The 26230-nt window shown below is 41.9% G+C and carries 25 protein-coding genes; 13 read left to right on the top strand and 12 right to left on the bottom strand.

Going from position 1 to position 26230, the window contains the following annotated elements:
* The first annotated feature begins 92 nt into the window (after positions 1-92).
* Both DCK90_RS16060 and DCK90_RS16055 read left to right on the top strand, forming a co-directional pair.
* Entirely contained in the window at positions 93-335 is a 243-nt protein-coding gene (locus tag DCK90_RS16060) for a type II toxin-antitoxin system ParD family antitoxin (protein ID WP_108247227.1), read from the top strand.
* Complete coding sequence (locus DCK90_RS16055) at positions 322-615, top strand: type II toxin-antitoxin system RelE/ParE family toxin (protein WP_108247226.1); 294 nt, start codon at positions 322-324, stop codon at positions 613-615. Before DCK90_RS16060 ends, DCK90_RS16055 begins: the two co-directional genes overlap by 14 nt.
* A gap of 281 nt (positions 616-896) precedes the next feature.
* On the opposite strand, the gene DCK90_RS16050 is transcribed toward DCK90_RS16055, so the two are convergent.
* The 6 genes from DCK90_RS16050 to DCK90_RS16025 form a co-directional block, all read right to left on the bottom strand.
* On the bottom strand, positions 897-2801 hold the full coding sequence (locus DCK90_RS16050) for a hypothetical protein (protein ID WP_159075866.1): 1905 nt from the start codon (positions 2799-2801) through the stop codon (positions 897-899).
* A 62-nt stretch (positions 2802-2863) separates the two neighbouring features.
* The gene (locus tag DCK90_RS16045) at positions 2864-4387 is read right to left on the bottom strand and encodes a BspA family leucine-rich repeat surface protein (RefSeq protein WP_159075865.1); all 1524 of its coding nucleotides are present in this window, start codon (positions 4385-4387) and stop codon (positions 2864-2866) included.
* 19 nt (positions 4388-4406) lie between these two features.
* The gene (locus DCK90_RS16040) at positions 4407-5783 is read right to left on the bottom strand and encodes a RagB/SusD family nutrient uptake outer membrane protein (RefSeq protein WP_108247223.1); all 1377 of its coding nucleotides are present in this window, start codon (positions 5781-5783) and stop codon (positions 4407-4409) included.
* A 9-nt stretch (positions 5784-5792) separates the two neighbouring features.
* The gene (locus DCK90_RS16035) at positions 5793-9233 is read right to left on the bottom strand and encodes a SusC/RagA family TonB-linked outer membrane protein (RefSeq protein WP_159075864.1); all 3441 of its coding nucleotides are present in this window, start codon (positions 9231-9233) and stop codon (positions 5793-5795) included.
* A 163-nt stretch (positions 9234-9396) separates the two neighbouring features.
* A complete protein-coding gene (locus DCK90_RS16030; RefSeq protein WP_159075863.1) occupies positions 9397-10365 on the bottom strand; it encodes a FecR family protein in 969 nt (322 codons plus the stop codon).
* Positions 10366-10520: 155 nt separating this feature from the next.
* Positions 10521-11090 (bottom strand): sigma-70 family RNA polymerase sigma factor, encoded by a 570-nt coding sequence (locus DCK90_RS16025; RefSeq protein ID WP_108247220.1) that lies wholly within the window; start codon positions 11088-11090, stop codon positions 10521-10523.
* 661 nt (positions 11091-11751) lie between these two features.
* Here DCK90_RS16025 and DCK90_RS16020 point away from each other — a divergent pair.
* Both DCK90_RS16020 and DCK90_RS16015 read left to right on the top strand, forming a co-directional pair.
* Positions 11752-12339, top strand: a complete 588-nt coding sequence (locus tag DCK90_RS16020) for a hypothetical protein (RefSeq protein WP_108247219.1) — start codon at positions 11752-11754, stop codon at positions 12337-12339.
* Positions 12340-12407: 68 nt separating this feature from the next.
* A complete protein-coding gene (locus tag DCK90_RS16015; RefSeq protein ID WP_108247218.1) occupies positions 12408-13361 on the top strand; it encodes a DUF4382 domain-containing protein in 954 nt (317 codons plus the stop codon).
* 68 nt (positions 13362-13429) lie between these two features.
* On the opposite strand, the gene DCK90_RS16010 is transcribed toward DCK90_RS16015, so the two are convergent.
* Positions 13430-14137, bottom strand: coding sequence for a membrane metalloprotease (locus DCK90_RS16010; RefSeq protein ID WP_108247243.1), 708 nt, complete (start codon positions 14135-14137; stop codon positions 13430-13432).
* Positions 14138-14396: 259 nt separating this feature from the next.
* Positions 14397-14582, bottom strand: a complete 186-nt coding sequence (locus DCK90_RS16005; protein ID WP_108247217.1) for a hypothetical protein — start codon at positions 14580-14582, stop codon at positions 14397-14399.
* 318 nt (positions 14583-14900) lie between these two features.
* Here DCK90_RS16005 and DCK90_RS16000 point away from each other — a divergent pair, with 318 nt between their 5' ends.
* The 7 genes from DCK90_RS16000 (at position 14901) to DCK90_RS15970 (ending at position 18460) form a co-directional block, all read left to right on the top strand.
* Complete coding sequence (locus DCK90_RS16000) at positions 14901-15371, top strand: Hsp20/alpha crystallin family protein (protein ID WP_108247242.1); 471 nt, start codon at positions 14901-14903, stop codon at positions 15369-15371.
* 94 nt (positions 15372-15465) lie between these two features.
* Positions 15466-15897: an Hsp20/alpha crystallin family protein gene (locus DCK90_RS15995; RefSeq protein WP_108247216.1), complete on the top strand. Its 432-nt coding sequence runs from the start codon at positions 15466-15468 to the stop codon at positions 15895-15897.
* Positions 15898-15929: 32 nt separating this feature from the next.
* Positions 15930-16211, top strand: coding sequence for a hypothetical protein (locus DCK90_RS15990; protein WP_108247215.1), 282 nt, complete (start codon positions 15930-15932; stop codon positions 16209-16211).
* Positions 16208-16696, top strand: coding sequence for a hypothetical protein (locus DCK90_RS15985; protein ID WP_108247214.1), 489 nt, complete (start codon positions 16208-16210; stop codon positions 16694-16696). Before DCK90_RS15990 ends, DCK90_RS15985 begins: the two co-directional genes overlap by 4 nt.
* A gap of 99 nt (positions 16697-16795) precedes the next feature.
* The gene (locus DCK90_RS15980) at positions 16796-17575 is read left to right on the top strand and encodes a patatin-like phospholipase family protein (RefSeq protein ID WP_108247213.1); all 780 of its coding nucleotides are present in this window, start codon (positions 16796-16798) and stop codon (positions 17573-17575) included.
* Between the two features lie 55 nt (positions 17576-17630).
* Positions 17631-17840, top strand: coding sequence for a hypothetical protein (locus DCK90_RS15975; RefSeq protein ID WP_108247212.1), 210 nt, complete (start codon positions 17631-17633; stop codon positions 17838-17840).
* A 197-nt stretch (positions 17841-18037) separates the two neighbouring features.
* Positions 18038-18460, top strand: a complete 423-nt coding sequence (locus tag DCK90_RS15970) for a hypothetical protein (protein WP_108247211.1) — start codon at positions 18038-18040, stop codon at positions 18458-18460.
* Positions 18461-18612: 152 nt separating this feature from the next.
* Here DCK90_RS15970 and DCK90_RS15965 read toward each other — a convergent pair whose 3' ends face one another.
* From DCK90_RS15965 to DCK90_RS15955, 3 genes are all read right to left on the bottom strand, one after another.
* A complete protein-coding gene (locus DCK90_RS15965; protein ID WP_108247210.1) occupies positions 18613-19146 on the bottom strand; it encodes a dihydrofolate reductase family protein in 534 nt (177 codons plus the stop codon).
* A gap of 72 nt (positions 19147-19218) precedes the next feature.
* Positions 19219-19953, bottom strand: a complete 735-nt coding sequence (locus DCK90_RS15960; protein WP_108247209.1) for a helix-turn-helix transcriptional regulator — start codon at positions 19951-19953, stop codon at positions 19219-19221.
* Positions 19954-20035: 82 nt separating this feature from the next.
* Positions 20036-20938, bottom strand: coding sequence for a helix-turn-helix domain-containing protein (locus DCK90_RS15955; protein WP_108247208.1), 903 nt, complete (start codon positions 20936-20938; stop codon positions 20036-20038).
* Between the two features lie 563 nt (positions 20939-21501).
* Between DCK90_RS15955 and DCK90_RS15950 the strand changes: the two genes are divergently transcribed.
* Entirely contained in the window at positions 21502-22653 is a 1152-nt protein-coding gene (locus DCK90_RS15950; protein ID WP_108247207.1) for a helix-turn-helix domain-containing protein, read from the top strand.
* Between the two features lie 42 nt (positions 22654-22695).
* On the opposite strand, the gene DCK90_RS15945 is transcribed toward DCK90_RS15950, so the two are convergent.
* Entirely contained in the window at positions 22696-22980 is a 285-nt protein-coding gene (locus DCK90_RS15945; RefSeq protein ID WP_108247206.1) for a hypothetical protein, read from the bottom strand.
* A gap of 280 nt (positions 22981-23260) precedes the next feature.
* Between DCK90_RS15945 and DCK90_RS15940 the strand changes: the two genes are divergently transcribed.
* Positions 23261-26230: BspA family leucine-rich repeat surface protein (locus tag DCK90_RS15940; RefSeq protein ID WP_159075862.1), on the top strand; the 2970-nt coding region annotated here is incomplete at its 3' end.

Here is a 26230-nt window from a genome sequence, read left to right as displayed (position 1 = left end):
TGGTATACTAAAACCGTCCTGTCCACTTGTTTAAAGGCTTGTCTTTTAGGTGGTGCGAAAAAGTATTATATTGCATCACATAAATCAAAGTTATGGGAACAATTAGAAAATCAATCACTTTTACAAATCAACAAGATGGTTGGATAAAGCTTAGGGTTCAATCAGGTGACTTTACGAATGACAGTGAATATATAAGAGATTTAGTAAGAAAGGACCAGGAAGAGAACATGAAGCTCATGGAACTTAAGAGCGCAATTGATGAAGGTTTACAAAGCGGTAGAAGTAAACTAAAAATAAGTGACATTATCACAAAAGTTGATAATGGGGAATTATAATTTATCCACAAGAGCCCAATATGACTTGGTTGGAATATATAAGTATGGGATAAAATTCTTTGGCCCTGACCAAGCCAACAAGTATTTATTGAATTTAGATGATTTTTTGGAGGAGCTGGCTGGACGCCCAGAGTTGGCAAAAGATGCAGGGATTATTTCTGGCTCCTTAAAATACTATAGTTATAAAGCCCATGTTATTTTCTATCAAATTGAAGGCGTGGACGAAATTTTTATCGTTAGGGTTCTGGGCAAACGCATGAATTTTATTGAACACCTTTAAAAATAAAATTAATTACAACTACTCCATAAAAATCTATTAAAAAAACAACCGAACAAATACATATTTAAGTATAAATCGCACAGTCTAAGCTGTTCTATAACCAGAACACCAAATTGGGTTAAAACCCATCATTTTTAATGTTAAAAAGGTTAAAAGGCGCAGCACTATTAACGTTGCTACGCCAATCACCAATTAAACAAACTCAATACCATACGGTTTGACGCTTTGATTTCTATAAGTTTTTATCCAGCGACTTGAAAATCCTGAATCTTAAAAACCATTCAATCACAGCCCACTACCTTTTCGAGCCTGTTCTTCAAACGCTGTTCTTTCGCATAATCCATATACAATCCTTCATAGGGCCTATCAGATACCCCAAACATCACATCAGTACAGTGGATGTTGTCATATTGCCCATTACCATCTGTACTTTCCATATGGAATATACGGCTGATATAACTGTCATCCTTTGCATCGATATGAGCACCTATATCATTGCCATACTTATTGGGATACCTCCAATCTGGAGACACCAATTTATTATTTTCCCTATAGCGCTTGAGCTGAAGAAAGTTTTCTTGAAGTATTCCATCCGAGGTTTTGAATGGCTCAAAATCATTGGTGTATTCCCTTTTGGTAATCTTGTTGTTGGGCTGAATGTAGAGAATGACTTTGCCCAACAGCCCACCTTCCTTAGATCCCTTTTCATCCATAAAATAAAGGGTTCTACCGTCAACAATCTTGTCATAATCCACTAGGGGCTCATTGCGGAACCCACTTGAACTGTGATACCTTAATTTCTCTCCAAACTTGTCCTGCATCAGATTGATGATATTTTGCCATTTGGCATCTACCAGCCATTGTTCATATTCTTTTAGCTCCGTCATGATGAAAAGGGGTTCATGGTCAGGATGCGCATTGCTCCATTGAGCTAAATATTCGATCCAATCCGCCAGAAATATCGATTGTGGATTGTCAACGGCAAGATCAACCTCATCTCCAGGAGCATCATGGCCCAATGAAAGGACACCGATATCCATTTTCGACAATTGAACGGATACCCCCTTGTCCAAAAGCAGGAAGTATCCACCCCTGGATGGGTACACCCCTGCATCGGCACCCGACAACATATCATCTTCGTTATTGTATTCGTATACCAATACGGGAGTTCCGCTATCCATCACCAATTGTGAGCCCACCACGTTGCCATTGGCCGCATAAGAGTTTACAAATAGTTTCCCGTCAGCTTGAACTGCCTGCACCGTTCCCTTGAGCAATCCGGATGTACCGGTTGTGCTGACACTTCTAGACCACTTATTGCCATTGGTATCGACAGATTCCACGGAGAAATTGGTCACGGTGTTCACATTGTGCCGAAATAGGTATAGTCTATTGTCCTGCTCAAATGGGTACAAGTTCTCGTCCGAAGAGACCGAGGCCAGTTCATATATGGATGCTCCAATGGATACAGCTCCTTCATCAAAGGATACTTTAAGAATATCGTATCTGCGACCATCCTTTGCATGTACCCCCAAGTAGACGTTGTCATTAAAAACAAATGCGGAAAGCCCTATGTTGGCAACACCGATATTCTCTGAATGGATTTCTTCCAAACCGCTGCCGTTGAAGCTGTAAATCGTCAAATCACCATTTCCCGGGGCATAGCCAAATATATATTCACCCGTGGATCGGGACACTATTGAAAATTTTCGTTCCACCCCTTCCCATTTTACCTCCGTCTTTTCCGATGTTATTTCGGTTTCACCGTCCAATACTTTATATACCGTGGTTTTTCCCGTTGCATTCATATAGGTGAGCATATACGTATCTCCCATAGAATCAAAAACGGAAAAGGCATCTACATCCTCGGTCCATGTCGCCTGAAGTTCCTTTTGTGTATGGAAGGAAAAAAGGTCAAACTCAAAAAAACGAAGTCCCGCTTCCAATTGAGTCTCTATACCCTCCCTTTTCATCCCCGCCAAGTTCCCAGAATAGGAGTTATGGGTGCCCTTAAAGAAAAATTGTCTGTAAATGGCCGTTGAGGAATCCAACACCACTGGTTCCGGACCTGGATCAACGCTGTCATCCGTTGGTGTTGTGATCGATGGGAACCCTCCATCGGATGAACATCCATAGTTAATAAAAAAACTCAAAAAAGCGATACTGAACGTAATCCACATTTTCATACTACCCGAAGTTATATTTAGAAGGGACTCTTTCGGAGTCCCTTCTTTATCAGTTATGGTCATTAATTATCCCTATTACAGAATTCGTTGTTATCTGTTTTATCAGCGTTGAACTTTGGTTTATGCGCATCTTCCCATTGTGGTGCATCTTTATCAAAATCATAGTTACACTGTACATTGCCAACGTCCCAACCAGAAATATCCTGATTAAAGGCAAGGTTCTCCTTGAACAGGTTCTGCATGTTCACCACATTGCTGACATCCCATCCGGAAATATCTTGATTAAACGCGCAATCATTGCCGCCAAACATAGTTTCCATATTGTCCAGACCGCTCACATCCCAATTGGCAATTGAGGGATTGTTAAAACCACTGTCCTTGAACATGTCCCACATGCTAACGACCTGACTGACATCCCATGCACTCAAATCACCATCGTAATCGGAGTCCCTGAACATCTCCCGCATAGTAACAACATTATGGAGTTTGTCCCCCCAACCTGACAAATCTTGGCTGAACGCATCATTGCCCCTAAAAGTGGATTGGAAACTTGTGACCTTGGAAACGTCCCAATTGCCTATGGGTTGATCAAAAGGAGTATCCCGGAACATATTTTTCAACGTAACGGCATTGCTCACATCCCAACTGGATATATCTTGGTCAAATGCGGATTCCCTGAACATGGTTTCGAAGGTATTGACATTGCTTACGTTCCATTGATCCAAGGGCTGGTTAAAGTTGGTGGCCTTGTAAAAAACATCTTGCATATTGGACACACCACTCACATCCCAGTGGTTGATGTTGCTGTTAAATGATGTGGCCTCCCTGAAGATGGCCTTCAATGTGGTGGTTCCGGTAAGGTCCGGTGCGTCCACTGCACTTATCTGAAGGTTGGAACACCCCCTAAAATAAGCCTCATCATTGCCGAGTTTTACTTGCCCCCAACGGGTAATATCCAATATATTATCGGCACTTTGGTCCGTTTGATAAAAATTGAATCCATCAATATCCCCCCATATGGTTACCGTATAATCCCCTGTTTCGGTGTACGTGTGGGTGGCCGATTCCAGATCATATCCGGCCACGATGCTGTCTTCACCATCCCCCCAAAACACTTTAAAATTATATGTTCCATTTTCGGTCAAGGGCAGGGTAATGGCCTCGCCCGAAGCAACTCTCCAAACCGACACAAATTCCTCATCGGATTGAAATGGTTCCAATACATTCAATTTTACCGTAAACTCCTCTTCAAGGCCAAAACCTGAGACCAAAAGTGAGGAATCCCCTGTAGTGAAACCCGACCCTGAGGCAGGGGACACAGAGATACCTTCCTTTGTATAAATGGTCAGGATAATTTCACTAGCATCACATTCCGTGGGCAAGGTCGCGGCAATGGTTCTGGAGGAATTGGACACCGACACCTCGACATCTTCCCCGACACAGTCGTTCTTGGAAGCTTCAATAACTATGGAATCGATATAGACATCCCTTGTATCCAAAGAATAATCAGTATTATCCACATTGCATGCATGTAGGATCGGCACTATGCAAGCGACCCATAAAAATATATTGTAAAAACGTTTCATTTGGTTTTTTGATTTTAGTTTAATACCCGGGATTTTGCTCCATTTTGGTGATGTCGACTTCCGCCTGTGGCAGAGGTGACAACAATCGATAGGCTTCAACGGTAATTTTACTTCCGTCATTTTGAAAGAAAGCATTCATGGTCTCCAATGCCTTTCCGGTGCGCAGTAAATCAAACCATCTATGGCCTTCTCCAGCGAGCTCCAAACGTCTTTCCTTTGCAATGGCACTTCGCATATCCGATTGGCTGGAAGCAGTTGTATCATCCAAATTTGCCCGGTTTCTGACCATATTAAGGTATGTTGCCGCTACTGCGGTCTTGTTATTCTCATTAAGACATTCCGCATAGAGCAATAGTACGTCCGCATATCTAACCACAAAATGATTGTCCCCACCATCGTCAGTACTATTGTTGGGGGAAGGGGTCCATTTGTTGATGTAGTAGACATTACTGGATTCGGTGACCAACCCTTTCCTTAGGTCGCCTACAGCATAAAGTTCATACAGGCTACTTTCCATGGCCATGGCCCCAAGGCCACCTTGGTCATCAGGCTGTGTGAACATATAGTAGTATTCACTTCCCTCGCTCATTCCATCCAGATTTGATGCATACTGGATACTGAAAACATCTTCATCGTTGCCTTCATTTTCAACACCAAAAAGTGCATCAATGTCCACAAGGGAATACTTTCCGGAGGAAACAATGATCTGCAATTGGGCTTCTGCCTTATCAAAATCCCTTGTTTTCATATAATGTTTGGCAAGGATGGCGCGGGCCGCATATGTATTGGGCCTACCGGCACTGTTGGATGATGGCAAGAGTTCGATCGCATCCAGCAGATCTGCCTCGATTTGGGCATATATCTCCGTTTTCGGGGTCCTTGCATCATCAAATGCATAGGTGGGGTCATCAATGGTCAACACCAAGGGGACATCACCATAAATCGTGGTAAGGTTGTCATATAAAAAACCCCTGATGAACTTCATTTCGCCAATCCTGATATTTTTAAGCGACTCGCTGTCATATAACACATCATCAATAACAGACAACACAGTATTTGCATAAAAAATCCCTTCATAGGAATTTTCCCAAATACTGCCCACAAACCCAGAAGTACTGGTCCATGAAAAATCCTCCAAAGGCCTGGCACCCCCGTTGGAGTTCGGTGCTTGGATATAGGCATTATCGGATGGAATTTCGCCCCACAGTATCATATAGTAATCATATAAGGCTTGGAGTTCATTATAGGTTGCAGTCACGGTCGACTCCACATTTTCCTGGGTGGAGTAATAATTTTCTGCCAATATCCCCGTTTCAGGAAGTTGTTCGAGCTCATTCTCACAAGCAATGCCAATAAGCAATGTAAAAGAGTATAAAACGATTCTATTGAATTTCATAATGTTTTTTTATTGAAGTGTTAGATTGATGCCTACGGAAACAAGCCGTGGCACCGATGTGGTTCCTTGTATATATCCCCTATCGAGCGGATTGCCCGTATACCCGCCATCAGGGTTCATGCCCCTGTACTTTGTCCAGGTATGGAGATTGTTCGCTGAAACATAAACGCGCATGGCCTGCAAGTGAAATTGGTCCAAAAGACCGGAAGGCAAATTGTATCCCAACTGCACACTTCGCAACCTGAGGTAATCCGCGTCCAAAACATTATAGCTTGTGGGATTTCTGCTGGCCTTACGGGTAGCGGTGTTCCCGTAGGCATCCGGCGGCGCCAAATAGCCCTCGGGATTGCTTGCGGGGTCCCAATAGTTGTTGAAATAATTATAGTTTGTATTGGTAAAGGCTTCCCCATATTCTAAATAATTCGAGGTCATCAAATCATAGGCTACCCGCCCCATCGTTCCATTAAAGTTCAGGTTCAGATCAAATCCCTCATAACCAAGGTCAATTCCAAATCCATAGGTCACTTCGGGGTTATAATCCCCAAGGAGCACCCTGTCATCAGCATCAATAATGTCATTGCCATCGGTATCTTGGAAAATATAATCCCCAACTTCAGCGGACAATGTGGTGTTCTTCCTGCTCTTATATTCGGCCACTTCTTCCTCGGATTTTAGAAGTCCAATGATTTTATAACCGTATAGATTGGCCAATGACTCCCCTACCCTGGTTATAAACCTTTGATTACCTCCTTCGTACAGTTCATCTGCACCGCCCAAAGAAATGATCTCATTTTCATTGGTGGTCAGGTTTGCATTGAACCCCAAAGAAAGACCGCCAATATTGAAATTGGATCCATTGAGCTCAAATTCCCATCCTTTGTTCCGCATTTCGCCGATGTTCTGAAGTGAACTGTTAAAACCTGTATGCTTGGGAACCGGCCTATCCAATAGCAGGTCCGAAATATCCGCTAAATAATAATCGACCCCTAAATTTATTTTGTTGAAAAAACCAAGATCAACACCGAAGTTGTTCGATGTATTGGTCTCCCAACCCAACGAATATGAAGGCGCACTGGAAGGCGCGGCTCCCGGGGAAAGGGCACCGTCATAGGGATAATCCCTTCCTGTACTGATGGAGGCATATTGGGCATAGTTCCCTATTTGGTTATTCCCTGTCTGCCCCCAGCTATATCGTAGCTTTGCATAGGTTAAAATGTCATTTTCAGGAAAAAAAGATTCATTGCTCAACACCCATCCGGCAGAAAAAGAACTAAAAGTTCCATATCTATTGTCCTTTCCAAATCTTGACGACCCATCGGTACGAATGGACCCAGAGAGAAAATAACGGTCATCATAATCATACAATATCCTCCCAAAATAGGAAATCTGTGCCCACCTGCTGCGAGAGGCTGATGCGGTCTGTTCCGTGGATCCATCTATATTCTGAATGATATCGTTTGGAAAATCATATCCGTTCACTGACAGGGATGTGTATGAACTTTTCTGGAAACTCTGTCCCAATAGGGCATTGAAGGAATGCTTTCCGATATCGAAGGTATAGTTCGCCGTATTTTCCACAAGGATATCCCCTTGGTCGCTTCTGCTTTCCGAACCTTGGTTGGAATCCCTTTCACTGATCAATCGTCTATACGAACCGGTAAGCATGGGTGCGTATTGATCGGTAAACTTTGACTCTAACAAATATCCCAGGGATGTTTTCAGCACCAATTTATCGATTGGTTCAAAAGAAAGGTAGGTGTTGCCAAAAGTCCTGAACTCCCTTCTATCGTATTTGGACAATTCGGACATTGCCACAGGGTTTTCCTGCATATTAGCATTATAGGGCCTATTGGCCAATATCTGCGCCTCAATGTTGTAGCCCGTAGGGTTGTTGTCATCATAGGCTGAAAAAAATGGGAACATGTACACCATCGCCCTTCCCGCGGGGTCAATTGGGAAACGGTATCCATTCCCGCCATTGGTCAGCCCCCTTTCTGCATAGTAACCATTTAGGTTTATACCGAACTTAAAATATTTTCCAAGTTTTGTATTCAGTTTTAAATTGGTGGTATAGCGTTTCTGATCTGCCGTAATCACGATGCCTTCCTCATTGGTATAACCCAACGAAGCTGCATAATTGGTGGCCTCGGTGGATCCGGAAACGTTCACATAGTGGTTCTGTACCAGGCCTGTCCTATATACCGCGTCTTCCCAATCGAAATCGGTCAACCCAAGTTCATTGTTCAAATAGGGCACCGTGTAATCCAAAATAAGCTCTCGGACATTCGCCCCATTGGTAATTCGTTGTTCCTCTGAATCGTTGACACTCACGTTTTCATGGTTTTTTAAATAGGCATTGTTACGACCATCCCTGAAAAATTTGGCCGCATCGTAGGCATTCAACAAATCGTAGCTTCCTGTTTTTTCTTGAAGCCCCATAACAGAACGAAGTTCAACGGTCAACTTTTTCCCCTTGCCCTTTTTTGTGGTGATCATGATGACCCCATTGGCTGCACGAGATCCATAGATAGCAGCGGAGGCAGCATCCTTGATCACATCTATGGATGCAATATCGTTGGGGTTGATTACGTTTAGCGAGCTGCCCTCTGCCAATGGAAAACCGTCAACCACCACCAATGGATTGGCATCCCGTGTAATGGATCCCGCTCCTCTGATGGTAATCGTGTTGCCATCACCAGGGTTCCGCGCATTGGTCAGAATATTTACACCCGCAAGTTTTCCCACGATGGCCTGATCGAAATTGGCATTGGAATACTGCTGGATCTCCTCTTGATCTATGCTGGTCACTGCTCCGGATATTTTTTCTTTTGAGCTGGTGCCATATCCTATCACAATGACCTCTTGCAGTTTCTGGGTATCCAATTGAAGACTGATGGTCAGCGATGTCTGTCCATTGACAGGGACCTCCTTGGTAAAATAACCAATGTACGATACCAACAGCGTGGCATCTGAATTTACCACGACCGCAAAATTTCCATCAAAATCGGTAGTGGTACCGATGCTGCTTCCCTTTGCAACGATTGTCGCACCGGGCAAAGGCTGTCCGTTTTCATCCAGCACCACACCACTTACCTGCAATTGTTCCACAATTTCCGGTTCCTTTTTTTGCTGCTGTATTTTGGATATAGCAATGGATTTGTTGATTCTGTTGAAACGAAAATGTTTCTCCAAGGACAGGTCATATAATAGGTCAAATAATGAATCGTAGGTGCTGTCAATTGAATATGCAGCGCCCAAATCAACTTCACTTTCATAATAGGTAAAGTTGAAATCGGTCTGGTCCTCTACCTTTTTGAGAACATTGCGTACCGTATAGGAACCGTGTTCAAGGGAGATTTTTGTGCTGCGCAAAGATTGCGCATTGGCCCCATTGGCCAAAACCCCTTGAAGACCCAATGCCAGCAATATATAAACTGAAGTAAGTTTCATTAGAAGTTTTCTAAAATCATGTTCATTTTTTTTCATAGTTTTAGTTGGAATTTTTCATTAAAAAAGTGGTTCAAATGTATTTTCACTACATTATCATTTTTTGTCGTACGAATTAATTTCATAGGGAAGCGCTCCAACGCTTCCCTTTTTTATAGCTCTCTTTTTACATGGAATTGTTTTTTAGGGGTTCAAAAATCAGTATGTTCTGTTTGTCTTCGTATTTGTAATCCAAGTTGCCGGCCCGGGTCACGGAAAGTAAAATGGCATTGAGACTTTCATTCTGATAATGTCCAGTCACCTTTTTTTCAGGCAACTCGGATTGTTCAAATGTTATCTTTTTATGAAACCGCCGTTCCAGTATGGTGGCGACGCGGGATAGTTTGGTGTTTTTAAAATCGAAATCGTTGGTCATCCAAGCGAGTTCCAGTTCCATATCCATTTCAACGATTGCGATACTGTCATTTCCATAGCCGAACACTGCCTTTTTCATGGGTTTCAACAATACCTGCTCGGTATTTGCATTGACCTCGACGCTTCCTTCAATCAATGCGACCTCCGTTCTTTCATTGGATTCCTTTACATTGAATTTGGTGCCCAACACCTTGGTCTGAAAGCCACTGGAATGGACGATAAATGGCCTGTTTTTGTTTTTTGCCACCTCAAAGAATGCCTCCCCGTGCAAGGTGACCTCCCTGAATTCGGATTCCATGAACTTTTTGGCAACGACCAGTTCGCTGTTCCGATTTAACCAGACGGTAGAACCATCCATCAATGCAACCTGCTTGATTCCCATATCATTTGAAACGATCCGTTCATATTCCATGGGCTGCTCTTTTTGGAAAAGAAGGATTTTGGTCATTGCTCCCAACCCAATGAGAAAAAGTATTGCGGCGGCCACCTTCCAAAAGGGAGAGATGGATTTTCGATTCCTTTCCTGAAAATCGATTCTTTGTTTTATTTTTTTTGATAATTCCTTTCGTATTCGCTCTTTCTCAACAATTCCTTTCGTATCCCAAATATTGTTGTCGTCTTGAAAAGCATCGAAGAAGCGATACAGCAGTACAAGTTCCTCCTTGGTGCAGGTACCCTTATCATATTTTGAAAGTAAATCAATCAATTTTGATTTATCCATGGCTGTGCTTTTACCTATAAGTACCCCAACAAAGGACATTTACTGGAGCCAATACTTGGATTTAACTCATAGATAACACAGCTAACCTTAAGGTAACCTTGACGAATGATGGACTCATATCACTGATTTTAAAAGATGTTATCATCAGCGGTAAATCAATAAAAAAGATAGGATAGGATAACAAGAACAGAGACGGTCAACGCGGTTTTGAGCTCCTTAACAACTTGATACAAATACCATTCAACGGTTCTTTGTGAAAGATTAAGGTGGTTTGCAATTTCTTTATTGGACAGGTTTTGATACCTACTCATTTCAAATATTTCTCTTTCCCTTGGGGAAAGGGCACCCAGCTTTTCGTCCAATTTTGTTTTAAGGTCAATAAGATCCAACTGTTCTTCTGTGTTGTTGACCAACAGCTCCTTAAATTTATCTTCGTGAATTTGCAAAGGAGCGTTTTTCTTCAACTGTTTCAGTGATTGATTTCGTACAGCCTTATAAAGGAATCCCGGTATATTTTCAACCTCAAGTTGAAGTTTGCGTAACCAAAGATCAAAAAAAACCTCTTGAACTGCATCCTTGGCCATATCCTCACTCAATAAGACTTTATAAGCAGCTTGGTACAATCCGTCCCAATGTGTCTCAAAAAGCCTATTGAACGCTTTTATGTTGCCCTTTTTGATTTCTTGAAAAAGAAATTTATCGGAGGTCGATTCCAAACTATCCAATACCCGAAATTTAGATGGTAAAGTTTATAATTTGCCGCTTCATACTGTAACATAAGCCGTTTAACAAAAGGTTAATTTTAATAAGGGGTATATCTTCAATTTACATTCATGTTGTTAAAAACGGACAGAATAACTCCCTCGCAGAAAAAGAGTGAGCATAGCAAAACAGCTAACAAAGAACTGACGTACAAACTGCTACAACAAAATGTTTGGTGGTTTAGATTTGCCGTTCTTAGTGGTTCCCACAATCCATCCCATCCACCTAAATCCCCATACATAAATTAAGAATTTCTTTAACTTTTTGGTTCTAAAATGTACATCCAAAATCATTTTAACCTATTTTAGTTAATAGCCTTACCCCCTTTTATAGCCTTCCCTAAAAATGATCTCCTCCCGTTAAACCGGACAGTTTAAAACCAGAAAATCGGGGCGAATAAATGTTTAACTTTAAACAGGTATTTGCTTATGAGACGATAGAAGTACCAGGAATCACAGATTGTATTTGCGATCAAACAGGTGGAGACGGGGGATTCGTATCCAAGAGGTGCGCCGCAAGATGTAGATATCAGAGGCAACGTTCTACAGCTGGAAGAAGAAATAGGGCGGCCTGGATGTCTCCGAACTCCGGAGGCTGAAGAACCTGGAGGAGGAGAACGCACAATTGAAGGAACTGGTCGCCGACCAAAATTTTGGACAAACAGATCCTGCAGGACGTGCTGAAAAAGTTCTGAGGCCGTTCCGAAAGCGTGGGATGGTCGATAATATAAGGATGGAGTACAATATTATCATCCAACGTTGCTGCAAGCTCATACTGCTGCACAAGAGCGTTTGCTATTCAAGGGCCAAGGGCCGTAGCGATGAACTGTTGCGCATGAGAATGAACGAGATTGCCGCTGTCAGGGTACGTTATGGGTTCTGGCATATCCTTTTGAGACGGAAGAGTTTCATGGACAATCACAAACGCATGTACCGGGACTATTGCGAGGAAGGTCTGAACTTGAGGAGCAAGTGGCCCAAAAGGAACCGTTCCGCCGCACACAGACAACCCGCAGAGGGGAACGTCTCTAGTTTGAACGAATGTTGGAGCATGGATTTTGTCTCGGACCAGTTGTACAACGGGAACCGTTTCAGGGCTTTAACTTTAGTGGATAACCATAGCCGCGAGTGTTGGGCCATCCATACAGGAAAGTCTCTTAAAGGAAGTGATGTCGTACAGTTTTGGGGTCCCCTCAATATTTTCAAGGTCTAAGTAGGGTTTGTTACGTCTCAATTGTTATACTATTGAAGCAAATAGTAAACCCTTAAATCTTAATTTTTATGAAGACCTTTTTGAAAAACTTGGGAATTATCTTTGGAACAATGCTTTTGATAGTATCCTGTAGTGACGACAATGAAAATGACAATGTAGAGAAGGAATCTTATCAAACAACCATTAAAATCACGGATGCCCCCATAGACAATGCGAATGTGGAAGCGGTGTTCATTACCGTTTCCGATGTAAAGGTGGATGGAAACTCCATCGAAGGTTTCACCAAAACCACTTTTAACCTATCCGCTTTGGTCAACGGGCAGACCAAGACCTTGGGCAATCTCCCAATGGAAGCGGGAACCTATTCCAACATCGAATTGGTCCTTGACTATGCGAATGACATGGATGGCAACAGTCCTGGATGTTATGTCGAAATGGTGGATGGTACTAAGGACAAGATAGAAGCTTCCTCCAGTACCGTGAACATCACGGATTCCTTTGAGGTCTTTGCGACCAATACCAATGAAATCATCATTGATTTTGACCTACGCAAAACCATAAAGGAAGAACAGGGTACGTTGGAGTCGGACTTTGATTTCGTGACACTCTCAGAACTTTCCGCAGGTATCCGGACCGTAAACAAGGAAGCGACAGGAGAGATTTCGGGTACGGTCAACGATTCCCAGGACACCTCCGACAAAATCGTGGTCTATGCCTATGAAAAGGGCACCTACAGCGCTGAGGTGGAGACCCAAGGGCAGGGCGAGAGCAATATCAGGTTTGCCAATGCCGTGACCAGCGCGGAAGTAAGTGGGATCAACAACGCCTACAGCCTTAACTTTTTGGCCGAAGGGGAATATGAACTGATCTTTGTATCCTACACCCAGGATGGTGCGGAATTCTATTTCAACTCTCAACTGGAAGTGGAGTCCACCACTGGTCTTGATCTTGGAGCCATCAATATCACATCGGCCCTACAGTTGAGTGCCAATGTCACCGTAACCGGGACTACTTCTCTATAAGAAGAGAATTACCATATAATCAGAAAAGCCCCGCTATGGGGCTTTTCAATTATAAATATCAAAGGTTCTTATTTACCTCCATTGGCCTGCAAATCTGTCAAACAGGCCGCATCCAATTCTGGAATGGTGCCACCACTGATCATGTTGACAAGCCCCTCTCCTGTCTCTGCTGTCCAATACATCAAACAATCCTCAGTGGTACAATGTCTTCCATGTGGCTCATCCTGATGTGCGCTTTGCACTGGGGTACCTGCATTGACCAATCCCAATAAATGTCCAAACTCATGGTCAAGAACCGTGGTCTCCAGAACTGTGGTACTCGGAGCCAAAGGTTGCCCACTGAACCCCTTAATGGTCTCTTCGAAAAGCACAAAAGAAGTATTGCGGTAGGCCACACCCAAAACAGAACCATTCTCGGTGTTCTCTGAGTATTCCCCATCAAGAAAAAGTCCAAAGGCCTTTATAGTACCACCTAGGTTATAGGCAGTACGGATCTCATCCTCAAGGTTTCTGATATCTGTAATTGAATATACATCTTGGCCTGGGGATGGAATTTCTTTGAGCTCCATGGAGATACCATTTGGTTTGTTCAGCCTTTGTGACAAAAAGTCTTCAAAATTATCCAACGTGATCTCACTTGGTTTGAATCCGGAAACATAGAATATTTCAAGGAAAAGCTCGGTGAAATTTGTGTCGTCCAAAAGGTCGGAGGCCGAATCCCCCACCGATTTTCGGTTTTGTGAAACATCCGTTCCGTCAGGAAGATTCTTATCCATGGATCCAGATTCCCCATCAGTGGAACATCCAATAACCAGTATTCCCAATGTTAAGGGGAAGCCAATCAGTCGCAATAACGATTTTTTTTTGAACATCATAATAAACTAACGAGGAAGTCCTATCCATAGTATCCTTCTGGACAAAATCAGCTCTTAAAGTTAAAGGAACACCTTCATCGTTTTGGTTCCAAAGGGCCTCTGGTATTTCCTGTATTCAAAGGTGGCCTGTTTAACCACCGAAACAAATAACCAAGCGCCTCTAGGCAGAATAGGTAGGTCGCTTCGCCTTGGTGCAGGAATGCCCAAACTCATACTCTTTACTGTGGAGCATTTTCTGGTACACCGTCTCGTCCACGTTGACGGGTATCGCTAGATCGGGGAATTGGATCTGATACGAATCTCCTTTTTTTCCAATGAGCCTTACCTTGATCGGTTTTTTTTTCATAACCTAAATTTTAAAAAAGTTAAACCATAAAAAAATACCGTTTCAATTTGGGCAAAGGTCGTTCCAGATTTGAAATTCCATTACCTATTCTTGGTAAAATGCCATTTGTAATGTCAATATGACACATATATTGTAAAAATTTTATTAAAGTGACATTTCCGTATTCCGGTCAATCCGAAAATTTGACAGGAAGCTTTAGAAGTCTTTAACAGAAAAATGACAAAGATGCGTTTTGGCATGTCCTTTGTCCTTAGCACACAGGGGTTTGTAAGAATCCCATACGATAAAAATAATGTTAAACTTAAATTTTTTAAAACCATGAGCAATTTAGTTTCTGTACCAAAAAATGGTAGTTTGGCAAAATCAAACCTGGACTTCCCAACCTGGTCCAATTGGATCGACAGCTTTTTCGAATCGGACCTACCTTCAGTGTTCACCTCCAACTTCAGCACTGGAATCACAGTGCCCAAGGTCAATATCAAGGAAACGGTGGATGCCTATTGGGTAGAGATGGCCGTGCCCGGAATGAAAAAGTCCGATTTCCAGATCGATCTGGACAACCAACAGCTTTCCATTTCGAGCGAGGTGAAACAGGAAGAGGAGCGCAAGGAGGACAACTACACCCGTAGGGAGTTTGGGTATGCATCTTTCAAAAGGTCTTTCACACTTCCCGATTCCGTTGACGATAGCAAGATCAAAGCTTCGTACAACGATGGTATCCTAGGCATCCATCTTCCGAAGAAGGAAGAGGCAAGGCAAAAGCCGACCAGGACCATCAAGATATCATAATAGCACCTATTTTTTTAACGGTGAAAATGGACAGGGGCCGACTGACCGGTCCCTTCCATTAAACCACCAATTGTTGAACCTAAATTTTTGCAACATGAAAATCTTTGGCAAAAAGGTGGGCAAGGCAATCCAGATCCCACCTATCATAAAAAGGATGAAAAACTGGGCAAAGCGTGTACGAAACATGGGCAAGCTTAAATCATTGACCATATCATCGGCCGACAGCCCTATTGAGGAAACCGATTTTGGACTTTCCATTCCCATGCCCGGATTCGATAAGAACAACGTGAAGATGGAACTTCAGGGCAACACCCTTATCATAAGCGGCAGAAATGAACAATCATGTGAAATCAAGAAAAGCTTTAGGGTTCGCAGGGCGTTTGTGCGTTCCTCCTTCCGCAAGACCTTGGACCTCCCACGGGATGTCAACCCTGAAAGTATACATGCAAGCCTGAAAAATGGGTTGTTGCAGGTCCGTTTTTCCAAAAGAGAAACGATGTACAAGCGGCTCCTTAAGGTGGCCTGAGCCGAAATCCATTACACACCGATTTATACGACATGGCACGAAAGTTCAAGCCAGGGGATTGGGTCAAGGTCAAGGGAACGTCCAGCGGCCCCAAGATGGAGGTGTCCAAATATAGCGCAAAGAAGGAACCGATATTTGGATTCATGGACAGGGACACCTATGTGGAATGTATATGGTACCGCAATGGCGAGCGAAGATCCCGCGTGTTCCACCAGAACCGACTGTCTAAAGTATTGGACACCAAAGGAATCTACAAGACCTCTCGGACAATCGATGATCAAAACAATGTTGAACCAAGAAACGAACAAAAATGAAAATTCAAATCCTATTTTGTACAACCCTGTTAGTAGCACTGAACAGTTGTCAGGGCCAAGAGAAAAAGAAAGGTGAATTGACCAAAGAAGGTGACCAGAAAGAGATTGCCCAACCCAAGGGCAGTTGGAAGGTCGACCGGGAATTCGACGAGAACGGAAACCTCATCCGTTATGACAGTATCTATACTTGGTCCACTGATTCGTCGGACAATCTCGCTGGTCTGGACAAGGATAGCCTTTTGAGCAACTTTGAATCCAAGTTCTACAGCCACTTTTCGCAATTCAAGAACCAAGGGTTCGGGGACCTTTTCGAACCGGACTCACTTTTCAGCAAAAGGTTCTTCAATGACGGCTTTTTTGAAAGCGATTTCGGGGAGGACTTTATGGAGCTGGACAACATCAGAAAACGGATGATGGAAAGACAAAAGAGGTTCTTGGAAAAGTACGGCTCCGACTTAGGGATGCAGGAAAAGGACAGCCTATAGCAAATATCTACAGGCCAGTCTTTCGATCAAATCCAGCTTCTTTAAAATGAATAGTTGAAGAAGGGATGCAATTCCTCCCTTTAATGTAAACTTTTATAGATGAAAACGGAAACATTGATAAATACCACCCTTGGATTGGTGCTCTACGGTGGCGGGGTAAAGGGAATGGCCCATATTGGGCTGCTCAAGGCCTTGGAACAGCGCGGTATCTATCCAAGCCAGATATCGGGCGTAAGTGCCGGGGCCCTCATAGGTGGACTATATGTGGACGGGACCTCTATTGAGGATATGCTCGTCTTCTTCAAGGAAACCCCCTTGCTCAGATACAACTTCGTGACCGTGAACAAGCCGGGGCTGTTCGATACGGACAAGTATCTTCCCTTCTTTGATGACTTTTTTACGGCCCATCGGTTCGAGGAACTAGACAAACGGCTTGTGGTGGTTGCCACCAATCTATTGAAAGGTGAACCGGTGTATTTCGAAAAGGGGGAACTGTTCAGGCCCTTATTGGCCTCTGCGGCACTGCCTCCTGTGTTCAGCCCAGTGTCCATCGATGGGGAGCTTTTTGCCGATGGGGGCATCATGAACAATTTTCCGGTCGAGCCCTTGACCGGTGCTTGTGATGTGATCATAGGGTGTTACGCCTCGTCCATGAAGGCAGTGGGAAAGGGCCACATCAAGAGTGGCCTTCAAATATCAGAAAGGGCCAATCTTTTGATGCTGCACGCCAATGCCATGGACAAGCTTCACATACCCGATCTGCTGATCGTACCAGAGAAACTGGGGAACATCGAGGTCCTGGACAAAAAGGGAATCGACAAGGCCTTTGTCCTTGGTTATGATCACGCCAACAGGAAGCTGGATGAATGGCTACAATGAATTTGTCACCTTAGCAAAATAAAAACTGAATAGAAAAACCTTAAAATGTTTGGATATGGGAACATTGGCCATCGGAATCTCTTTGATCATGGTGATTTATGCGCTTTTTCTGCACATCACCTACCATTATATTTTGGGGAACGGAAATTTTAAGGGCCTGCACCTTAACCATTTTTTCAAAAAACTCAAAAAACTCAGAAACCTCAGAAAGTTGAAGGAATTTTTAAAATCCACAAACCACATGGGAAGGTTGCAAAAACAATGAAGAGCAGGCCCTGAAGGTCATCCGGTTTTCAAACCTGCAAAACCTCGGAGCGCCCCCTAAAAGGGTTCGGGGGAATGCTCCTAAGGACATGACCAGCTAATGTTTAGTTGCAAGAATGGTTTGTAGAGCCAAAATGATCGCAACAAAAAGCAAAACTGCTAACATGGAAAAAACGATATAACCAAAACGAATTGAACATGGTTAAGAAACATGTATCTTCAAACTATAAGCATTTAGTTCTCGCACTGTTCATTTGTGCCTCCACCACCACAAGGGGACAGGCTTTCTATGCCCTGAAAATAGATCGGAAAATCCGTTTTGAGGCCAGAGATATCACGGCCAAATATCGGCCCTATCTTGTAATGGGTTCGGAACAGGCATTGGTGTTCCAAACCACAGTGGCCCGATACTTGGTCAAAAAGCATGCCGTTGAGCAGGACGATAACCTTTTACCCAGCGCAAGGTATCATTTGTTGAAACGTATATCGGGCCATGAAACCTCAGAAATGGCGGATGTCTTGGAATCATATCGCTGGAAAGAGTACATGCGGATCAAGCCTTTGATCCAACCCATACCAAAACCCCTCGGATCTAACGAAAACTTTGTGGTGCAAGAGTAACTCCTATCGGTTTTTAAGTAAACACCATTTAACCGTTACAGACCATAACTATAATAAACGGGCATTGTTTTACCCCTTTTTCCGGATAAAAGTGAGCTAAGCTGAAATGTGGATATGAGCCACCCCATTCATCCATATTGTCCGCTTTTCGCTTATTCCTTCCGCCTATAATGCAATTGGGTCAATCCAGTATCAAATGTTTTGACCTCGACAAATTCAAGTATTTGTTCTGGTCTTCCATCCTCAAATAGTCTCTTGCCACTACCTAACAAAATAGGTATAATTGAAATTGCGAACTCATCTATCAAATCGTGCTTCAATAGCTCATTTATGACTTCCGCACCTCCGTCACAATAAATATTTTTTCCTTTCTGTGATTTTAGTTGCTTTACTAATTCTGCTATGTTTCCCGAATAAAATATTGTTCTGCCGTTCTGTGGTCTTTCAGTCCGGGTGATGACATAAACGTCCCGTTGTCCATTATCATAATGGCCAATGCCAATTTCCCTAATTACATAGTCGTAGGTTTTTCTACCTATAAGTATGGTATCAACCGTGTCCGTAAATTCCGTATAACCATAGTCCTCTCCTTCTTTTTCAACAAGTTTCAAGAAATTAAGATCATCATTGGGCTTTGCTATGTAACCATCCAAACTTGTTGCAATGAAAAGTGATAATTTTCGCATTCCTCGTATATTTTAATATTTACACAAAACTACTTTTGGACAACCAACCGTACTTTGTAAAAATGCGACAAATTAAAGTTGTGACGGTGCAAGCCCTGTATTTCTCTTGATTTCATTGGTAAGATGTGAATGATCGTAATAACCACATTCAAAGGCAATCTCCAATAGACTTCGTTTTTTTTCTGAATTTTTAATTAAACCCAAAGCATATTGAAATCGAATGATGTTTGCATATTCCTTTGGGGATAGACCGATGAACTTTTTAAAATTACGTTCCAATTGTCTTACAGAAGTGAAATTTTGTTTTGACAGTTTATTAATGGCAATTTGTCCGTTTGTTAAATGAATGTCACTGATAACGGATTGGAGAGGATTGTTTTTGCTTTTTATTCTCCCTGAGTAAAAATGGTCGAAATAATTGAAGGGGGCTTTGAGCATTTTAGCAATATTGAAGGATTTGGATTTTTCAAATTCCACGGTGTTATTGATCAATTCAATCTGTGGGATATACCTATAAAAATTTGCAAAAGCCCCTGGTTTGAAACACACGCCTATCAGGTGTGTATCACAATCAATAAAGCTGTCCTTGAATGAGGTCATTGCACCGACCACATAAGTTTTTCCATACTCCAATGAAAGGGCACCATTATCTGTCAAACAACTATTGCCCAAACTCATAAATATCCCAGCACATCCGTCTGGAAAAACCCGTTCCCATAGTCCTTTTTGTTCGTTTCCTTTCAGTTCCCAATAGAAATGAATAAATGGTTCCAATTCCTTGTAAGGCTTTATTTTTTTATACTTCATTTATTGTTTTAGCATCTTTCGTTACAATGACTACCCAATTGGCTAAAGGAATATTAATTCTATTGATACAAGAAGAATTTCACTATGCATTTGTCCTAAATTCCAAAGGCCGCATACCTGTTTGCTTTTTGAACAACCGCGTAAAGTAGGATGGACTGTCAAAACCCAGTTCATAGGCAATTTCAGACACATTATTCTCTGTACCAATAAGTAAATTTTTGGCCTCTTTGATTAAAAAAATATGGATGTGCTCCAAAGCTGTCTTTCCTGTTTCCTTTTTTAGTACGTCACTCAAATATCGTGGAGATAGGAATAGTTCATCCGCCAGTTGGTTAACGGAGGGAAGTCCATTGGTTTTGGGTGACTTGTTTTGAAAATAATCCGCCAAAACTTTTTGGAACCTCTGGATAGTATGTCCGGAGACTTGCAAGCTTCTGTCCAAAAATTGTCTGTTATAAAATCGATCTGAATATTTAAGCATCGCATCCACATGGGAGAGAATGATTTCACGGCTGAACTCATCAGGTGTGTTATCATATTCACCTCTTATCTTATAATAGAGCTCCCAAAGAATTGTTTCTTCAGAGGGGGATATGTGCAGGGCCTCGTTGATTTCATATTCAAAATAACCATACTTCTTGATTTGTTCGAACAAATTGTGCCCCATTAAATACTCTTCATGGAAGAATAGCACAAATCCTTTCTCAGCAAATTGGACATTACTTACTTCTATCACCTGTCTTGGCTTCATAAAGACCATCGAACCATTACTATGGTCGTAAGCCGTTTTTCCATATAACACATAACCCGACTTGATTTTCTTTAATGCTATCATATAGAAATCACCTGTAAACCTTGAATCCCCCAAACTATAGGCCATCAACTCTTTACAGGTCATTAAACTGATCAAAGGATGGTTAGGCGGCTCGAATCCACTTCTACTATGAAGCTCTGAGATGCTCTTGTAATGATTGATCTTTTCCATATGGTTAAATGTAGACAAATTTTCAACTAGGTATACAAATCACACTACTTCCCGGTCTTCGGAAATCTGTGCTTTTATTCTGCTGAAATGGACTGTCGTGGGGAAACCATTGAAAGTAGTTTTGACAAAAAGAAATGATAACCAAAACAACAACCTTTTCAAACAAACAAAATGGATACAAAAACACAAGCATTGGCACATAATTCTTACTTCGTACCTGAAAAAGTAGTGCTTTTTGACACCCAAGGTCAACTTTTTAGTTCCGGGAGTTGAAATCAACCGACTTGATGATTGGAACGAACAAGAATAAATACAATCTTTAAAGCTAAATAACTCTGAAAAGGATTTAGGCATTTTAAATCAACTTATCGGAATAGCTTCTTTACATTATTTTATACTTTTGTTCTTTCTCATAATTTAATCGATTGGTCCACTGTGAAAAATTGATTTACATAATTAAGAAAGCAGCTCGATAATTTTATTTACCCTATTGATTGAAAATCTATGGCCAGTAATAAGATTTGAATTTGAGTTGTTTTTGTGTTAATGAATTATACTGTAAGTTGTACAACATTTTATTGATCGCCGCTATTTTTGGGTTTGTTTTGACCACTTTATTATTTTCTAAAAAATCTACCCACCCCACTGCTACTTTTTTCCTTGGAAGTTTTTATTTTCTACTTTCTGTATATGCCTTGCAAGCCTATATTATTGATGGGGGGCATTTGGCAAACTGCAGCTGGTTTTTTTTATGGCCGTTAATACCATATAATCTTTTTGCCGTACCAGTTTACTTTTATTTTATAACCATTATTGAAGATGAATATAAGTGGAAAAACACCCACTTGTTTTGGTTTTTGCCCTTTATTTTAAGCATAATCGATGTAGGATATATTTATATTCAGCCTGACGCGGTACATTCAAAATTATTGCATACGGCTATTACGAACCCTCAAAATAGGTTGCATGCAAGTTATTGGCTTTTAAATTTGGATCAGCATATGTTTCTGAGGCATCTATGGCAGTTACTGGCGCTTCTTTTTGTACTGCCAAAGTTGCTGAGTTTTATAAGCAATAACGGTACAAATAAATTAAAGAACCTGTTGAATAAATGGTTGTTGATTTTTTGGTTTGGCTTAACATTGTTTGCTGTGTTTGCCATTTTTTATGCTGTAGGGAATAGGTTGGGCCATAATATATTTGAGGGTGGGGCTATTATACCAATAACATTATATATGATTATGTTCTTAGTTGGTGTCATCCCAATTTATTTTCCGACTATTCTTCAAGGGTATCCGAAAGTAATTAAAATGATTCCCAAAGATGGTCAGGTTGGAGAAACCAAGAAGAATAACAAGTTTGGTCTTCATGAAGAACAGGTGGAAAGCAAATTAAAGTTGCTTATGGACAAAAAAATATATCTAAAACAGGACTTTGACCTAACCAACCTGGCTAGGGAACTTGAAATACCGGCTCATCAATTATCTTATTTTATCAAGGAACACTATGGCGTGAATTTCACAGTCTATAAGAACAATTTACGTATCGACTACGGAAAACGTCTAATACATGAGGGCTTTTTATCTACAAATACAATGGATGCCTTGGCATTGGAGTGTGGCTTTGCCAGTAGGAGCTCCTTTAGTAAAGTCTTTAAAAATACAACTACATTAAGCCCTAGTGAATACGACAACAAAATCAAAAATAACGACTAAAGCGAGGGTTTAGGTTCTCCAATTTCGCAAACTGATTACGGACTAAAACAATACCGGATTTAAAAAGTATATCGGATTAAAGTCAATCGGTAGAAAGTAACCTCTATATAGAAAGAACACCTTTATTTTATCATCATTTTTTAACGTGTAATAAGAATCTACAAGATCATTGTCTACAGGTATTTTTACCGGTTTTACCACAATTAATTCTCGATATGCTCTTTCTTTTTTTGGTGTAGAAGGTGAAATTTCATTTCCATGTGCAGATTTAGGTGCAACAAGGGTAATCATAGGCCTACTATAAAGTAGAACGTCTAAGTCCTTCATCTACAATGGTAAACAGTGATGTTTTTAAATCGTATCCCTAAGGGTCCAATAAAAAATTGGTGTTCAGATTTAATTTGAACACGAATGTGGTAAGGTGGCCCATACTATTTTTGACCTTTCCTTGTTTTTTAGCAGTCCAATGCTTCGGATAGTGTAGGAGTATACATTAAATATTCAATGCAAATACTTTGGAGAATTCCATCTTTTTAGTTGTTGTGAGTGTTTTTTGCAACTACCCACAAGCTTGGCACAAACCAATTAATCAAAATTATACAAACCAATGAAAAGTACCCTCAAGTTAATTCTTTTGACCATGTGCTGTCTTTGTTTTAGCTCTGCCATGGCACAAAGTGAATTTATTACCATTTGGAAAACCGATAATCCTGGAATAACGGATGTCAATAGTATTGAAATTCCCACAGGGAATGGCACCTTTGCCTATATGGTAGATTGGGGCGATGGTTCCACGGATAATATGGTCTATACCGGAAATGCGACACATACCTATAGCTCCCCTGGCACCTATACGGTATCCATTAGTGGAGATTTTCCGCACCTCAGATCACCTGACACAGGCGATAATGAAAAACTACTTTCGGTAGAGCAATGGGGCGATCAAGTGTGGGAGTCGATGAGCTTTAGTTTTTACAACTGTTCCAATATGGTCCTTAATGCGACCGATGTGCCCAATCTATCCCAGGTAACCGAAATGAACGGCATGTTCATGGGGGCTACATCGTTTAATGGCAATATCGGCAATTGGGATGTATCCAATGTAACAAATATGGAAACTATGTTCAATAGGGCCTCCTCTTTTAATCAGGATATCGGTAATTGGGACGTATCCAAGGTCACCAAAATGACTCTCATGTTCTATGGTGCTACCGTTTTTGACCAATACATTGGAAATTGGGATGTTTCCAACGTTACTGGAATGGCCCTCATGTTTGGAGATGCAAGGGTTTTTAATCAGAATATAGGTGGATGGGATGTATCAAATGTAACAAGTATGAACAGTATGTTCTACAACGCTTTTGCTTTCAATCAAGATATAGGTTCGTGGAATGTGGCAAATGTGACCAATATGTCCGGTATGTTCAACCGTGCCATATCCTTCAATCAGGACATTGGTGGATGGAATGTGGGCAATGTGGAGAATATGTATAATATGTTTAGTACAGCCTCAGATTTTGATCAAGATATCAGTGGATGGGATGTTTCCAAAGTTACGAACATGGGAGTAATGTTTTTTCAAGCCAGAGAATTCAATCAAAATATTTCGTTATGGAATGTAGGGCAAGTTACAAATATGGCCGCAATGTTCAGCAGTGCATCCAGTTTCGATCAAGATCTAGGCTCATGGAACATTGCCAATGTGCAGAGTGTAAGCAATATGTTCGATGGTTCCCAACTTTCCACGGACAACTACGATAAACTGCTGGAAGGCTGGAGTACATTAAACCTACAAAACACACTCGATCTACATGCAGGCGCTAGCACTTACTGTAACGCAGCAGCTGCACGTCAAAAAATTATCGATGATTTTGGATGGACCATTACCGATGCAGGGGAAGATTGCCCACAAAGGCCCTTTGTCACCACTTGGAAAACCGACAACCCGGGAAAGACGGGTCCCAACAGCATTGAAATTCCAATAGGTAACGGCACCTTTTCCTATACGGTAGATTGGGGCGATGGCTCTACGGATAATACGATTTATACCGGGAATGCCACCCATAATTACGCCACCCCAGGCACCTATATCGTAAGTATAAGTGGCGATTTTCCGCACTTATATTTCTACACCGGTTACGGCTCTAGCAGTGATTCAGAGAAATTACTGTCGGTCGACCAATGGGGCGATCAGGCATGGGGTTCCATGAGCCACAGTTTTTACAAATGTTCTAATGTGGTCTTGAAAGCGACGGATATACCAGACCTGTCACAGGTAAGCGATATGTCATACATGTTCGTAAATGCTTCCTCTTTTAATGGGGATATCAGTTCTTGGGACGTGAGTAATGTGACCGATATGCAAAACCTCTTCTCCGGGGCCTCCACTTTCAATCAAGATATTAGTGGATGGGATGTGGGGAATGTGACCATCATGAGATATATGTTCTCAAACGCCTCTGCTTTTAACGCAGATATAAGTTCATGGGATGTGAGCAACGTGACCAATATGGTTGGTATGTTCGAAGATGCAAGTGTCTTCAATCAGGGTATCGGTGGTTGGAACGTGAGCAATGTCACCACCATGCAAGGCATGTTCGCTCGTGCTTCCGCCTTTAACGGCGATATCGGTGGTTGGAATGTAAGCAATGTAACGGATACACGATATTTATTCTACAATGCAACCTCTTTCAATCAGGATATTGGTGGTTGGGACGTAAGCAATGTGACGGATATGTTCTTAATGTTCTCTGGAGCTTCCGCTTTTGATCAAAATTTAGGCAATTGGCAAGTGGGCAATGTAACAGAAATGGCCTACATGTTCCAAAACGCTACATCTTTTAACCAGGATATCGGGGGCTGGGATGTATCCAATGTAACTTACATGTATGATATGTTTAAAGATACCGGCCTTACCACGGACAATTACGATAAACTGTTGGAAGGTTGGAGTACCTTGACGTTACAAAATGGGGTTTATTTTAATGCCGGAAGCAGCACTTACTGTATTGGGGCAGCGGCCCGCCAAAAGCTCATCGATGATTTTGGCTGGATCATCACCGATGCCGGAGAAGATTGCCCAAGGCCATTTATTACCACCTGGAAGACGGACAATTATGGGGCTTCCGAGGATGATCAAATTACCATTCCCACAGGTGACGGTACCTTTGCCTACACAGTGGACTGGGGTGATGGCTCAATGGATACTACCGTATATACCGGAGATGCCACCCATATCTATGCCACCCCGGGCATCTATACCGTCAGCATTAGTGGAGATTTTCCACACATGAAATTTGATGGTCAGGAAGAAGATAGCCGAAAATTGTTGTCAGTGGAACAGTGGGGCGATCAGACCTGGGGCTCTATGGAGCAGATGTTCATGTATTGTTTAAACTTGTCCGTAAATGCTTCCGATGTACCCGATCTTTCCGAAGTTGGGAGCATGAGACAAATGTTCTATAACGCAAGTAACAATTTCAACCAGGATATTGGTACATGGGATGTAAGTAATGTTTCCGATATGAGCGGGATGTTCTACCATGCAGAACAATTCAACCAAGATATTGGTGGTTGG

The organism is Muricauda brasiliensis, assembly GCF_003057865.1.
GTDB lineage: Bacteria > Bacteroidota > Bacteroidia > Flavobacteriales > Flavobacteriaceae > Flagellimonas > Flagellimonas chongwuensis.
Note: the sequence above shows the minus strand (reverse complement) of the source record. Positions and strands in the feature narration are given on the sequence as shown.